This window comes from Amycolatopsis sp. NPDC033938, from assembly GCF_055575975.1.
Map to the genome: position 1 here is coordinate 519308 of NZ_JBVIRO010000003.1, position 14530 is coordinate 533837.

12 protein-coding genes are annotated in these 14530 nt (G+C 67.2%); 11 read left to right on the plus strand and 1 reads right to left on the minus strand.

Annotated features, from left to right (window positions below; all coding sequences use genetic code 11):
- Positions 1–74: 74 nt before the first annotated feature.
- The 3 genes from ACZ5ZX_RS12125 (at position 75) to ACZ5ZX_RS12135 (ending at position 2914) form a co-directional block, all read left to right on the plus strand.
- The gene (locus ACZ5ZX_RS12125; RefSeq protein WP_465502026.1) at positions 75–485 is read left to right on the plus strand and encodes a cold shock domain-containing protein; all 411 of its coding nucleotides are present in this window, start codon (positions 75–77) and stop codon (positions 483–485) included.
- A gap of 192 nt (positions 486–677) precedes the next feature.
- Positions 678–1061 carry an SsgA family sporulation/cell division regulator gene (locus ACZ5ZX_RS12130; protein WP_465502027.1) on the plus strand — a complete coding sequence of 128 codons (384 nt, stop codon included), beginning with the start codon at positions 678–680 and terminating at the stop codon, positions 1059–1061.
- 1310 nt (positions 1062–2371) lie between these two features.
- Positions 2372–2914: a type VII secretion system-associated protein gene (locus ACZ5ZX_RS12135; RefSeq protein ID WP_465502028.1), complete on the plus strand. Its 543-nt coding sequence runs from the start codon at positions 2372–2374 to the stop codon at positions 2912–2914.
- Between the two features lie 23 nt (positions 2915–2937).
- On the opposite strand, the gene ACZ5ZX_RS12140 is transcribed toward ACZ5ZX_RS12135, so the two are convergent.
- On the minus strand, positions 2938–5661 hold the full coding sequence (locus tag ACZ5ZX_RS12140; RefSeq protein ID WP_465502029.1) for an ATP-binding protein: 2724 nt from the start codon (positions 5659–5661) through the stop codon (positions 2938–2940).
- A 275-nt stretch (positions 5662–5936) separates the two neighbouring features.
- On the opposite strand from ACZ5ZX_RS12140, the gene ACZ5ZX_RS12145 reads away from it, so the two are divergent.
- The 8 genes from ACZ5ZX_RS12145 to ACZ5ZX_RS12180 all read left to right on the plus strand — a co-directional run bounded on the left by ACZ5ZX_RS12145 (position 5937) and on the right by ACZ5ZX_RS12180 (position 14447).
- Positions 5937–6413: a YbaB/EbfC family nucleoid-associated protein gene (locus ACZ5ZX_RS12145; protein WP_465502030.1), complete on the plus strand. Its 477-nt coding sequence runs from the start codon at positions 5937–5939 to the stop codon at positions 6411–6413.
- Positions 6414–6754: 341 nt separating this feature from the next.
- Positions 6755–8149: a type VII secretion integral membrane protein EccD gene (gene eccD / locus ACZ5ZX_RS12150; protein ID WP_465502031.1), complete on the plus strand. Its 1395-nt coding sequence runs from the start codon at positions 6755–6757 to the stop codon at positions 8147–8149.
- The gene (gene eccB / locus ACZ5ZX_RS12155; RefSeq protein ID WP_465502032.1) at positions 8149–9576 is read left to right on the plus strand and encodes a type VII secretion protein EccB; all 1428 of its coding nucleotides are present in this window, start codon (positions 8149–8151) and stop codon (positions 9574–9576) included. The genes eccD and eccB overlap by 1 nt, the downstream gene beginning before the upstream one ends.
- Positions 9577–9738: 162 nt before the next feature.
- Complete coding sequence (locus ACZ5ZX_RS12160) at positions 9739–10068, plus strand: hypothetical protein (RefSeq protein ID WP_063054162.1); 330 nt, start codon at positions 9739–9741, stop codon at positions 10066–10068.
- Positions 10069–10103: 35 nt separating this feature from the next.
- The gene (locus tag ACZ5ZX_RS12165; protein WP_465502033.1) at positions 10104–10397 is read left to right on the plus strand and encodes a WXG100 family type VII secretion target; all 294 of its coding nucleotides are present in this window, start codon (positions 10104–10106) and stop codon (positions 10395–10397) included.
- Between the two features lie 90 nt (positions 10398–10487).
- Positions 10488–10835, plus strand: coding sequence for a hypothetical protein (locus tag ACZ5ZX_RS12170; RefSeq protein WP_465502034.1), 348 nt, complete (start codon positions 10488–10490; stop codon positions 10833–10835).
- Positions 10836–11004: 169 nt separating this feature from the next.
- The gene (locus ACZ5ZX_RS12175) at positions 11005–13698 is read left to right on the plus strand and encodes a large repetitive protein (RefSeq protein WP_465502035.1); all 2694 of its coding nucleotides are present in this window, start codon (positions 11005–11007) and stop codon (positions 13696–13698) included.
- A gap of 422 nt (positions 13699–14120) precedes the next feature.
- The gene (locus ACZ5ZX_RS12180) at positions 14121–14447 is read left to right on the plus strand and encodes a hypothetical protein (RefSeq protein WP_465502036.1); all 327 of its coding nucleotides are present in this window, start codon (positions 14121–14123) and stop codon (positions 14445–14447) included.
- The last annotated feature ends 83 nt before the right edge of the window (positions 14448–14530 follow it).

Consider the following 14530-nt stretch of genomic DNA (forward strand, 5'->3'; position numbering starts at 1 on the left):
GGTGCGGTATTCGGCTCGGTGTGCGGGGAAACCGCCGGCCTGACACCGCGGAAGAAAGTCCAGGGAGACAATCCATGCTGATGACCGGCAAAGTGATCCGTTACGACGAGCTGCGGGGTTACGGCTTCGTGGCGCCGGACAGCGGCGACGAAGATGTCTTCCTGCATGTCAACGATCTGACCTTCGACAAGCGGCTGCTCGCGGCGGGGGTACAGGTCCAGTTCACCACAGAGGAAGGCCCCCGCGGGCTGAAGGCGTCGGACGTCACGCTGCTCGATCGCGGTATCCAGGAAATCCCGGCCAGGGCCGACCGGGGACCGTCCGTCCGCCATGGTGACCATGACGTTCTCACCGCCCAGGATCTGCGCGAGGAGGTCACCGAAGTGCTGTTGCTCGGCGTCCCGATGCTGACCGGCCAGCAGATCGTCGAGATCCGGCAGGGTTTCATCGCGTTGGCGTTGTCGCACGGCTGGGTCAGCGACTGATCCTCGGGAGCGAACGACGCGTCGTCGCCGGCTCAGCGTGATGAGCCAGTACCCGATCGGCGGTTTCGTGGCCGGGACCGGCGTGTTTAGCGGAAATGAAGTCTCGGCGTCAACACTGGGACCATGAACAACGAGATAGTCCCATCAACGTCCGAGAACGTCTCGATCAAGCACGTGGTGCACAGTCACGATGTGGTCTTCGTGCGCGCGCTCCCGAATGTCGATGACACGCTCGTCGAAGTCGAACTCTGCTATGACACCAGCGATCCCTTCGCGATCAAGGCCTGCTTCCTGCGTGGCACCCCGAACGAGATCGACTGGCTGTTCTCACGTGAACTCCTCGCGGCCGGCCTGCTCGAGCCCACGGGGGAGGGTGACGTCCGGATCGGTCCGTCGGTCTCCGATCCCGAAGGCGTGCAGATCGATCTGAAGACCCCGGACGGTGCGGCCACCTTCACGGTCGGCGCGGAAGACCTGAAGGACTTGTTGGACTGTAGCTACGCCATGGTGCCCCGCGGCGAAGAGTTTCTTTGGATCGATTTCGAATTCGAGCTTCACCGTCTAGTTTCCGGCTGAGGTAAGGCAAACGTGGCTTGCTCTGGGGTCGGCCCGGTGTTGCGAAAGCCACTTTCGTGACAGCTTATTGAGGGCTCGGGGAGGCCGGCCACTCCAGGAGGGACATAAAACCGCGGCGCGAGCCGACATCGCACGCAACGCCATGTTCGCCTTGCCTCTTGTTGAGGGACAAGGCGAACATGGCGTGCCTCGGCGCGGGACCGGGCTGTCTGACGGAAGCCGGGCCGCGCATAGCGTCCACAAGGGACACTTCTCTGAAGAAGACTGTCTGACTTGGGTGGTTTGTGCGGTTTCGGGCGGGGGTCGTGAGTGGCAATGAGGGTTAGAGCGAACCCTCTCTTAGGTACTTACTGGTGTCCTGTGGCCTTGCTGGCGTGAGGTGCATGATGGCCTCCTTCCTTGCGCTAGGCGCGGGGAAGGGGGCCATCATGTACTGGGGAAGGTGTGAAGGTCGAGTTTCCTCGGCTGAGCCGAGGGAAGGGGGCCTTCACGCGCAGCCGGTGTGACTGGTGGTGCTGCTGAGGCTCGTGATGGTCGTCCGCGACGGGTGAGGGGAACTTTGAGGGACTCTGGGTCCCTCAAGGAGTCCTTCACGGCCCGGCCGTCACCGGACCCACCCGCCGTAGGTACACCCTTGGCCAGAACCCTCATTGCCACTCACGACGCCGCGCAGAACCGAGCATAGCGTCATCAATCGGACACCGATTCTTCGAAAGGTGTCCCTTGTGGACAGTCGCGCGACGCCCCCCACCTCAACGGGAGCTCCCGCCTGCCGTCAGGCAGCGAGCCAATCACGCCACATTTGCCTTACCCCTCAATAGTAGAACCCTCATCCCCCTCTCGCGGACCGCTAAATCACGTGAATCAGGCGCCATGGTCCGGGGATCGACCAGCACGTCGACGTCCTCGGCGAGTAGTCCACGAGTTCACCGAGGTCGAGACGACGCCAGTCCGGCGAGCTGATGCGTCCATCGCGATGTCGAAGAGCGAGTCACGCAGCGTCAACTGGATTTGTTCCACCTGGTCTTGACACGCAGCACCGACCGCAGTGAGGCGTCCAGGGGATCGGTCGGTGCTCTCAGCCGGGGTTCATCAACAGGACCCGGTTCTCCAGATCGCGGTGTCGTTCGCCATCAGTGGACCAGCTCCTCTCGGTTCCTTCGGTCAGTGAACTTGCCTTATCGCGCATTCGGTGTTGATGAATCGAGCGGTCTCGGCCGCGGCGGTGGGTATTCTGTCCGTGCGCCCCATTTCCGGACCGGCCGAGGAAAAGAACGAGCACAGTGTGATCGCGTTCGGAAGGGGAGAGCATGAGTGAACAGCCCGAGGAGACCGCTGCCGGAGGCAGGCTGCTGCTACTGCTCGACCCTGAGTTCAGGATGGGTGAAGAGCAACGGGAACTGCCGCCGCAGGTGGTCCTGGGCGCGTGGGTCGTCGACGAGGCGGGAGATCCGAGCCGCTTCCACCCGAATCCCGGCTATCGGCCCAGCACGCCCGGCTCTCCACTGGATCCCGTGGACGCGGTGCTCCGCGCCCTCGCCGACGGTCAGGACGTCGCGGACCAGTTTTCCGTCGTGCTCCGTGACACGATGCTCGGTATAGCCACGGACGACCAAGGCGTCGCGGTGATCAAGCCGGCACCGGACGGGGTGCCGTCGGTTCAGGTGACCACTTCCCACGGCCACCGTGAACGCGTCGGAGACGACCTTCACTGGCTGGACGTCACCGTCGAGGAGCTGGCCGAGGCATTGCCCCCGCGAGGTGTGGACGTGCTGTTGAACCCGGGTTCGTCCGCGTCGATGCGGGTGCTCGCGGACGCGATCCGCGCCGCGGCCCAGGACGAAGACGCCTGACCGCCCAAGCGCCCTTTCCCCGGTCAGAGCCGGAGTTCGCCGGTGGCGATCGCGGTCGACAGTTCGATGCGGGAGCGGTAACCGCTCCGGGTGAACAATCGGCTCAGCCGCCCTTCGACGCTTTTTTCGCTGGTGATCAGCGCCGCGGCGATCTGCTTGTTGCTGAGGCCTTCGGCGGCCAGTGTCGCGAGCAGTCGCTCGTTCTCCTCCACCGTGTTCCGGCGGCCGGGGACGACGATGCCGTGCTTCTGCATCAGCGTGCGGGTCTTCGCGCGGTGCATGAGCGCGCCGAGTCCGGCCATCAGTTCGTAGGCTTCGCTGAGCAGGGCGGGATCGGCCACCCCGTGTTTGACCAGCCGCGCGATGAGGACCGACAACTCGAACGGCTGACCGCGTTCATGGGCCAGCCGCAGGCACTCCGCCGCCGCGTCCGCGTTCTTGGTGACCGCCGCCCGTACGAACGAGGCGAGCAGGACCGCCCGGCCCGTCGGCAAGGCGCGCGCCAGGCGCTCGATGTCCACCAGGCAGTTCTCCGCGGTCCGCGGGTCGTCGAGGTCGAGGGCCAGATCCGCCAGTTCCGCACCGGCGGTGTCGCAACCGACCACCAGGCCGCGTTCCCTGGCGACGCTCAACGCGGTGGTGAGCCGATCGGCCGCCCTCCGCGGGTCGCCGAGCGCGCGATCGATCAGTGCTTCGGTGAAGTCCATCAGGTGGGCGAGGACCGGGGTGCTCTCCCCGGATGCGGTCGCCAGTTCGCGTGCGGTCGTGAGCCGTCCCTGGCAGACGAGGGCGGAGACCGTCGCGGTGAACATCCCGGTCGTGGCGGCGCTGAAGCCGGGAGCCGATCGGTCCGCCACACTTCGGCAGGCCAGCTCGGTCGCGGTCCGGAAGTCACCGCGCAGGACCGCGGCCGTCGTCCGGTTGGCAGGCCCGACCTCCTCCCAGGAAAGCTGCTCGTCGGCCAGCAGCTTGTCGGCTCGGTCGAGCTCGCCGTTCAAGAGCAGACCGGTGAGATGTGTGTCGACCAGCTTGACGCGGTAGGGCGCGACATCGCGCAGCGGCCAATCCCGCCGTTCCACGAGACTTCGCTCGAAGAATTCGGCCCGGCCCTGCCAAAGGCCGCCGAGCGCGCTCAGCAGACGCGAGACGACGGCTTGCGGCCCGGAGGAGTGGATCGCCGGGACTGCGGCGTCCGCCCATCGCACCGCGTCCGCCCAGCGGTCGAGCAGGGCGCACGCGGTCGCCCGGATCAGCGCCCGCGAGCCGGGATCCCCGGCCAGGCGGTGGTCGCCGTCCGCGATGTCGCGCAGCGGTTCGGTGTCGCGCCGGCCACTGAGGCCGCGGAGCAGGAGCGAGTGGGTCTCGAAGACGGCGTCCGGGTCCAACTGATCCGCGAAGTCGCTCAGCACCAGCCGGATCGTGCGCAGGCTTTGCTCGTAGTCGCCATTTCGATGGTAGGCGGCGACGAGCAGCAGGAGTACCTTCGCCCGTTGCAGCCGGTCGCCGGCGAGTTCCGCGGCGGCGTCGAGCCAGCGGAGCGCCGAAGCGGCACCATCCCGTCCCGCTTCGGTGGCGCGGCGGATCAGTTCCTCCGACGCCCGCACCGGATCCACGGACCGGCCGGCTTCGGCCAAGAGGTTCGTCCGATGCTCCAGGTCGGGGCAGTCCGCGGTGTGTGACCACAAGGCCTCGACGGCGGTGGCAGCCAGTATCCGGCGTTCGTACGGTCCGCATGACTCGGCCAGCGCGGCGGCTTGGCGGGGGAGCGGGAAGCGCCACGACGCGCCCGCGCGGTGGAGCACACCGGCGGCTCGCAGCGTTTCCAGGTGGTCGAGCACGTCCTGCTCGGAGACGCCGAGCACGGTGGCCGCCAGCCGAGGTGCCGCATTTCCGAGCGGGCACAGGAAGGCCATGGCCTTCGCCGTTTCCCAGACCGCTGTACCGAGTGCCCTGACCGCCGCGACGGATTCGCCGGACGGAAGCGGATCCTTCGCGGCCATCGCGGGGACGAAGTACGCGGACCGGTTCACCACCCGGATCGCGCCGCGCCGGCGCAGCGCTTCCATCGTCTCGCTCACCGCGGAGCGCACGCCGCGGCTCAGTGCGTGTACGTGGTCGACGAGCGCGGATTCTGGTGCGGCCCCCAGCGAGTTCCTCAGGTCGGCCGCGAGCAGGTCCTTGGTCAGCGGACGCAGGCGCAAGGTGAGGACCAGGTTCTCCTTCCGGAGCCGGGCCAGCGCCTCAGGGCCGTAGCGGGCGGCGGCACCGTTCGCGGGGACACGCAGCGCGCCGACACAGGTCAGGTGACGGCCGTCGAGCATCGGGATCAGCGCTTCGAGTACCGCGAGGGAGGACCGGTCGATCCACTGCAGATCGTCGAGCAGCAGGACCGTGCCGTCGCCGGCACGACGCAGAGCCGCGGCCGCGGCATGGGCCGCGCGCAGCGCCACCGCCGGTTCTCCGGCCGCACCGGCGACCGGGCCGATCGACGCCCAAGCGGGCTCGCCGGCCATCGGACCCCGCAGCCTGGTGGCCGGGTCACCCCGCCGGTCATCGGGAGGAAGGGCGAATCGGGCGGGAGCGACGTCGCCGGTCGAGGTGAACCGCATCGCCGAGACGTGCCTACGATCCGCTTCGTAGCGTTCGGACAGCCGCGCGAGCAGGTTCGTACGACCGGTGCCTGCGAGCCCGGTGAGCAGGACGAGTGGTTTCTCCGCCTCGAGAACGGCGTCGAGAATGTCTTCCACTTCGCCATCATCGCCGCGACCGGCGGCGGAGCCGGGATCGGAAGGGTGAACTGGCCCGACATCGTGCCCGAACTGACAGGTCGAAAAGGCAGGATCGGGCAAGGCGAGGCTCCACTGTCCGAAGGCGACGGCAACAGGATTAAGGGCAGAGATCCCCGTAAAAGAGGCCGCGCGCACGGGTCGCGATCGGCTTGAACCGACTTTTCCGGTAGTCGTGGGGACGAGCCGTGCTGCCGGGGTGTCGGCGCTGGTCGTGAATAGTGAGGAATGGTGTGATGACGGATTGGGCAGCGGCATTCGACAACGCGGATCTGGGTGTCGAACAGGCATTGGCGGATCTGGAGCGGGAGAAGCAGAAGCTGCGGGAGGTGAGCAAGATCTGGGAGGAGAGCACGACGACCGTCCGGGCGAAGGACAATTCGTTCTTGATGACCTTCGACGGACGCGGTGAGTTGACAGACCTGTCGTTCCAGGGATCGAAGTACCGCTCACTGCCTCCCGCCCAGTTGGCTCATCAGATCGTGGAGGCGGTGCGACAAGGCCGTACCGAGGCGTTGGCGAAGGTCGAGAAGGTCATGGGCACGGGTTCGGCGACCGGACTCGATTTCGCCGGGGTCGCCGGCGGCAAGGTCGACCCCATGGAGATGATGAACTCGCTGCTGGGACCGATGCTGGAGGGCCTCGACGGGCTCGGCATGAGCGTTCCGGACTCCTCGGACAAGGACCAGGCGAAAAGCAGGAAAAGCGACTGACCGACCCGGGTGGGCTGCACGTCGATCGCCGGTGCGAGGGGGACGGCGGTCGTGAGTGCCGCTCCGGATCCCTTAGGCGGTAAGCCAAAGCGCTCTGGGTGTCCACAAGGGGCACCCTTCCGCGCGTTAGGCGCCAGGCACCTTTGGCCAGCACGCTCATTAGCCTCACGACCCTTGCAAAGTGCCCGAATCGCGCGCTGCGGCCACCCGCACTCGGCCCTTGGTGAGTGGTCCTCCCCGTTTTCGGAAGGAACGTCCGGCGAGGCCCGCCCGCCGCCTGGTCCGGCGCTAGCGTCTTGGCCGGACACGGGTCTAGACCTGGAAGAAAGGCCTGGTGCCTGATGGAAGAGCAGACCCAGCATCGCACGACGAGTTCGGCGAGGCTCCGTTTCGTCCTCGGCGGGCAGGCAAGGGATCTGGCCCTGCCGGCCGAGGTTCCCCTCGTTGATCTGCTGCCCGCGATCCTCGCCCAGTTCGGCGCCGAGACGATCGAGCAGGGCGCCGAGCACGAGGGCTGGGTGGTTCAGCGGATCGGCGAAGCCGCGTTGGACGAAGACCGGACCTTGCTCCAGCTGAGCGTGGTCGACGGGGAGAGTCTCCATCTGCTTCCCCGCGCCGAACAGTTCGCCGCGATCGACTACGACGACCTGGTCGACGGGGTGGCGGAGCAGGTGCGGGAGCATCCCGGCGCGCTGACCCCGGCGCGGGTCGGCTGGATGTTCCGGCTGGGTGCCGTGGCACTCGTGCTGCTGGCCTGCTGGTTGCTGCTGGTCGGCACCGCCGTGGCGGCGCAGGTGCTGCTCTCGGCCGGGCTTTCGGTCGTGCTCCTGGCAGCCGCGGCACTGGTGGCCCGCGGCGCGGCCAAACCCGTACCCGCGGTGATCCTGGCCGGAGCCGGCGTCGGTTTCGCCGCGTTGGCGGGCTGGGACCTGGTGTTCCTGCTCGATCCGGCGGCGATCGCGATGATGGCCGTCACCGGCGCCGCGGCGGGAGCCTTGCTCGCGCTGCTGGTCGGGATCATGGTGGTCGCGGACGGCGCGGCGCTGTTCGCCGGGGCGATCCTGTTCACCGTCGTGCTGCTGATCACCGGCCTGATCGGCTCCGTGACCCCCGCGGACCCTGCCCAGGCCACCGCCATCGGCCTGGTGGCCTCCTTGATCCTCGCGTTGTTCATCCCGACGACCGCGTTCCGCCTGTCCGGGCTGACCCTGCCGATGCTCCCGACGGGTGCCGAGGAACTACACGAAGACATAGACGCGGTGCCGCACAAGGTGGTCGTGGATCGCGGTAGCGCGACCTTCGGCTACTCGACGGCACTGCACGTCGGGGTGGGGGCGGCGCAGGTCGTGCTCCTGCCGGTGCTCGATCTCGCCACTGACGGCTGGCACCTTACGTTCGCGCTGGTCATCGCCCTGCTTCTGGTGCTGCGATCCCGCCATCCGAGCGGCATGATCCAGCGGTGGGCGGTACTGGCGCCCGCCGCGGTCGTCGTGCTGCTGGTCGCCGCCGCTCTCGGGCTGGCACAGCCTATGGAGACCCGCTTCGTGATCGTGGTCCCGCTGGTCCTCTCCGCCGGATTGTTCCTCCTCGGCGGCGAACGCCTGCCGGGTAAACGGTTCCGGCCCTACTGGGGGCGCACGGTCGAGATCTTCGAACTGATCACGGCCATCGCGGTACTGCCGATCCTGTTGCAGGTCCTGCACGTCTACAGCTTCATGCGACACCTGGCCGGCTGATGAAATCACGCAAAGACCAGGTTCAGGCCTACTTCTTCGTGGTCGGGCGACTGGCGGCGGCCGTGACGCACGGGAAGCCGGACGCGCTGGAGTCGCCCAGCAAGCGGATGACCACCGGGACCGTGCTCGGGTTCGTGCTCGCCGCGGTGACGATGGGCGTCTTCGGCATCTTCGGCATGTTCGTGCCCTCGACCGGCAACTCTTCCTGGAAACAGGACGGCGCGATCGTGATGGACGAGACCAGCGGCGCGCGGTACGTCTATCTGGCCGGTCAGCTTCGCCCGGTGCTCAATTACTCGTCCGCCCGGCTGGTGGCGGGCCAGTCCGGTGGTCAGGTCGCCTCCGTTTCGCCGAACGCGCTGGCCGGAACCCCGGTGGGCCAGCCGATCGGGATCGCCGGCGCGCCGGATTCACTCCCGGCGCCCGACAAGGTGACAGGTGGCACGTGGACGGTCTGCGCGCAGCTCCCCGGTTCCGCGACGACGCGGAGCGCGGTAGTGAGCGTCCTCTTAGGACATGGACCGGGCACCGTGCTCACCGATGACCAGGCGTACTACGTGTCGGCGCCGAGTGGTGAGCTCTATCTGGTGACCCGCGGCAAGCGCTTCAAGCTGCCGAGCAGTTCGGTCGCCGTCGCGCTCGGCTACGGCACCCAGCGTCCCGTCGAGGTGCCCTCGTTGTGGCTGAACACGATCGCCCAGGGCCCGGACTTCGTCGCCCAGTCGGTACCCGGTCTCGGTCAGCCGGGACCGGTGATCGACGGAAGGCAGAGCCTGGTCGGCCAGATCTACCAAGCGCGCAATCCGGCGATCGGGACCGAACAGAACTACCTCGTCCGCCGGGAGGGTTTGGCCGCGCTCAGCCGGACCGGGGCGGCTCTCCTGCTCACCGCGCCGAGTACCCGGCAGGCTTATCCGGACGGGCCGATCGAAGCGGTCCAGGTCACACCGGACGCCTTGACCGGTGTAGCCGTCTCGGCCACCGCCGGGATCGCGAACGAGCTGCCTCCGAGCCCTCCCGAGGTCGTCACCCCGCCACCGGGTTCGCAACCCTGTGTCCGCCAGGATCCATCGGCGGGCGCCGGTCAGGCGACGGTCGCCGAACTGCTCCCCGACAACCAGGTCACGCAGGCCGCGGTTCCGCTGGGCACGCATCAGGCGGGTATGACGGCCGACCGGGTCTCGATACCGGCGGGCAGGGGTGTCCTCGCCCGGGATCTGCCCGCGCCGAACGCGCCGTTGGGCGTGACATATCTGGTCACCGAAGTCGGGGAGAAATACCCCTTGGCCGATACGGAGACCATTACCGCCCTTGGCTATACCGAATCCGCGGCGGTTCCGGTCCAGATGCAATTGCTCGATCTGCTGCCGACCGGACCGGTGCTCAGTGTGAACGCCGCCCGTCAGGCTCAGACGGTACGGCCCTGATCGCGGCTGCCCCGCTCGTAAGGGGAATCCCTACCGGAAGCCCGGAAAACCTCGAAAAGACGATTCGGGACAAGGCCGGAATTTAATCTTGAACAGTGGTCGTGCTACTACGAAAACGTAGGGCCCGCCAAAGTCGTAGCACTCATCGCAGGAGGAAGCACAGTGGCACATTCCACTAAGCTCAATGATCAGGACATCATCGCCCAGGCCGCCAGGCACGAGGAGACGGCGAACAACGTCAACGATCAGCTCGACAACCTGAAGAGGGAGGTCGAGGCCACCCTCGCGGCCAGCACCAGCGCGGCCACCAGGGCGCTCAGCTCGGTGACGGGCGAGTGGGTCGAAGCGGTTCGCAAAACGGTGCTCAGCAACTTGAACGGTATGGCGGGCGACATGCGTCGTGAGGCGGGTGCCCAGGTGGACACGGACGCCGACAACACGCAGTCGATCCTGAACGTCCCCATGGGAACCAGCACCTTCCTCGGCGCCTGACCCGACCACCGCACGATCTTTCTTGAGGAGTTTTGATGGCTGACGGCACGATTACCTACGACTACCCCGTCATCGAGCAGTGCGTCGCGATGATGATGAAGAAGGCCGACGAGATCGACAATCAGGCGACCCTCCTCGGCAGGGATGTCAAGACCATCATGCAGGGCTGGATCGGTGAAACGGCGAACTCCTACGAGGCTCGCTCCACCAACCTCCAGACCGGTCTGGACGAGCACCGGCAGAACCTGCTCAACCTTCGTCAGAAGGTGTCGGACGCGGCCGCGGCCATGGAGGCGGCCGACAAGGGCGGGGCGAAAGGCATCGCCTAGTTCGCACGGTGTGCCGGGGTGCTCGCGCCCGGCACACCGCTTTTCCCTCAGCAACTGAACGGTCGAACCGTTCGAGAGCAAGGAGTCGACGTGGCGACGAAATTCGATGCCGAAGCAATCGCGACCGCCGGCCAGAACATCGGCCGGTTGATGGATGACCAAAGCGCCTTCGAGGCGCTGAAGCAGCCATGGCCCCATGCGGAGAAGTTCAAGCTCGCTGGCTGGCTGGACCGGGTCGTCGACGACCGGCGCAACGCCGTCGTGGCGCATGCCGATCAGCTCAGGATCGCTTTCGACGAGATGGAAACGAAGCTCAACGACATCTCCGAGCGATTCAAGACCACCGACGGGCGGAACGCCGAAGAAATCCAGCAGGTGATCGCCCGCCTCGACCGCCCCGCCCGCGGTGGCGATTCGAACGACGTAATCACCACCTGACCAAACGCCGGGAAAGGAACCGGGCGGTCCGCGCTGATCCGTTTCAGTCGACCTCGGTGCTGGCTGTCCAGATAGGGATTCTCAAATGTCCGCTCCTCAAGGTAAGCCTCCGACGGTCGGCCAGTACGCGACAGCCCCGCCCGCGCTCGATCCTTCCTCATTCCCCACGTTGGCATCGTTCGAAGCCGCCGTCAGTGACCTGGTCAACGCTCCGGAAGGTTCGATCAGCACCGCGTGGTACAACCTGGAGAAGGACATGAAGATGGCCGAGCTCGCGCTCGCCGCCGTCAACGAGAAGTTCGCCAAGCAGATCAAAGCCGTCAGGGATGCTTTGGAAGGCGAGACCGGCGAGTCGTTCGCGAAATACGCCACCGCTGTCCTGAACACCAGTGACGAAGTGTACGACACGGTAACGGGTAAGCAGTTCAGCACGAACATGGGGAACATCGGTCGTGCCACCCAGGCTTTCGTGACCACTTACTGGCAACTCCAGAAAATCGGGAAGCAGGTCTACGACCAGCGAGTGGCCGCCCTGCAGGCCGATGCCCAGAGGAAGATCCAGGCCGCCACCACCGAAGCCGCGGCCGCGGCGATCGTGGCACAGTTGCCGATGGCGCTGATCGAGATCAAAACCACGTCGGACGGCGCGTTGCTGAAGGATCTGCAGAACGCCTTGGGTACGTTGGGAACCGCGTACAACGCCCGTGGCGCGGACCTGGTCCCGCTGTACATCTCCGACGGTGACACGACCACCGCGGCGCCCGGGGACAGCTACCAGGCGCAGACCAGGAACAATCAGCAGAAGCCGAACACTTCCGATGTCCTGGAACCGTCGTACAACCAGCAGCGCGCGGACTACGAGGTGGCCGACGGCGAACAGGAACCCGGCCAGGACGGACAGGGAGCTCAGCAGCAGCCGGGTTACGCGGCGGAGAACGCCGAGGCGAGGCTCGCCGGGCCTCTGAAGCCCACCGACAGTGCGACGCCCGGTTCGCTCGATACGGGGACAGCTCCCGGAAACGAAAAGAACGGTGGACTCGACGGGACGGGTGGCGCGACCACTCCGCCTGCCGGTGGCGGGATGACGCCCGAGGCGAAAGCAGCTCTGGGAGACGCGAAGAAGGCCGCCGGCGACGCGATCGACGGTCTGGCCGCCGCGACGGATGATCCCGCGCGCAAAGAGGCGTTGCAGGACGCGAAGGAAGCGGCTCAGGGAGCCATCGACGGTCTGACGGGCGGGACGCCGGGCGAATCCCCGGGCAGCCCGGGAGGTGCCGGTGGATCGCTGGATCCGAGCGTGGGTACGAGCCCGGATTCGAGCCCGGGGACGGGTGTGGGCGGCGGACTCACCCCGTCGATGCCGGGCCTGGCGGACGCGAAGAAGGCCGCGGGCAAGGCGATCGACGAACTGGGCAAGAAAACCGACGACCCGAAGCGCAAGCAGGCGCTGGACGACGCGAAGAAGGCCGCGGAAGACGCGATCGACGGGCTCACCGGCCCGACGGCACCCGGCGACCTCACCGGCGGTCCGGGGCAGCCCACCGCCGACGACGCGAAGGAAGCAGCCAACGGCGCGATCGATGACCTCGCGAAGCCCGATGATTCCGCAACTCGTCAGCAGGCGCTGGAGGATGCGAAGAAGGCCGCGTCGGACGCGGTGGACGGCGTCCTCGGCGGGGACGGGGCCTCCGCGGGCAGCGGATCGGAAGCGCAGGACGCGGCGGGGAAGGCGATCGACGACCTCATCGGCCAGACCGACGATCCCGAGCGCAAGGAAGCCCTGCAAGAGGCCAAGGACGCGGCGAGCGACGCGATCGACAAGCTGACGCCGGATCTGGGCGATGCCAAGCAGACGGCGGGAGACGCCATCGGCGATCTGGCGCAGCCGGGGGATTCCGCGGCCCGGCAACAGGCACTGGAGGACGCGAAAAAGGCCGCGTCGGACGCCGTGGACGGTGTCCTCGGCCAGGATGGGACCGACCCAGAGGCGCAAGCCGAGCGTGCGCAGTTGCTCGACGCTAAGGAGGCGGCGGGGAAGGCGATCGACGACCTCATCGGCCAGACCGACGATCCCGAGCGCAAGGAAGCCCTGGAGGACGCCAAGGGCGCGATGAGTTCCGCGATCGACAAGATGGCCGCTCCGGAGCATTTCCAGCAGGTGCAGGACGCGAAACTCGCGGCGGAGAAGGCGATCGACGGCCTCGGCACGTCGAGCGACGATCCTCAGCGGCGAGAAGCGTTGGACGCCGCGAAGTCGGCCGCGAACGACGCGATCGACCGGATCAACGACTCACCCGAACTCACCGGGCCCGAACACGACCAGGCGCTGGCGCAAGCGAGGGAAGACGCGACCAAGGCGATCGACGCCCTCGCCCAGCCCGGCGACACACCCGCCGAACGTCAGGAACTCGCCGACGCGAAGGCGGCCGCCACCAAGGCCATCGACGCCATCGGCGGGAGTGGCGGCGGCAGCGCGATGCACGATTTCCTGCAGCCACCCGCGTCGGCGGGCGGGGACGGTGGCGGCGCTGGTGGATCAGGTGCCGGTGGTGGCACGGGACCGGCACCGGCGACCGCGGGTGGGCCGGCCGCGGGCAAGTTCGACACCCAGCCTCTTTCCGCCGGTGCGCCGGTGAGCACGCAAGGTGGCCCGTCCCCGGCAGGCGCACCCGGTGGCCTCGGTGCGGGGCAGCAGGGTGGCACGCCGATGGGCCCGATGGGACCGATGGGCGGCGGCGGCATGGGTGGCGGCGCCGGTGGGCAGGGCGAGAAGGAACGGGAACCGCAGGTCTGGGTCCAGGCCGACCAGGGCGCCTGGGGCGAGAACGACGACTCGCAAAGCCACGTCCTCGGCAAGAACTGATCCGTACGCTACCCAAGGGGTAAGTCACGCGTGCCGTGTCGTGAAGGCCTCCTTCCCTACTCTCAAGGTAGGGAAGGAGGCCTTCACGGACTTCCGGGCTTGAGGCTGCCGGTAAGGGTTCACGGCCCGGCCGCTACCTGCTCCCGTCGTGTCCCTTGTGGACATCTCTGCCGAGGCGCCACATCTTGCTTATTCCGCGGTGAGTAGGCGACTCGGCGCAGCCTCCGTGAATCAGAGCGGGTTCTGAGGGAGGTAAGGGCAACAAGAACAGGAAAAAGACCCCTGGTCGCGTTTTCCGTTGGCACTAGGCCGAACGTGTGTAACCGTGGTCTGTATCCACCCTCCGTGCCTTCGGTCGAGGAGGTGGTGACCGCGGCCCGGACCGGGCGCGGCAGTGACGCAACCGAGAGCCGAGGACGGAAATGGCCGAGACGTTCCGGCTGGACCCCGAAGAGGCGTCCGCCGCCGCCGCTCGACTGGGCGCGCTGGGGGAGCGGTTGAAGGACTCCCTGCGGGCACTTGAGGGCATCCTCGACGATCGCCATGGGTGCTGGGGGCAAGACGACATCGGCGCGGCCTTCGCCAAGAACTATGTGGATCCCGCGGAAAAGGCCCGCGAAGGCGCCCACATGGCAGGCGACGGCACCGTCCAGCTGAAGGACGGCATCAACAAGAACGTCTCGGTACTGCGGAACCTGGATCAGGAAAGCGCCGCGCGGATCGACGCGTCCAGCGGACAGAACGGCTGATTTCGCACCGGCGAGTGAACAGACGGTCTCGGTCCTGTGTGGATGGTGGCCCGGTCGAGTAAGAGGCGTTCAGGGGAGTTGAG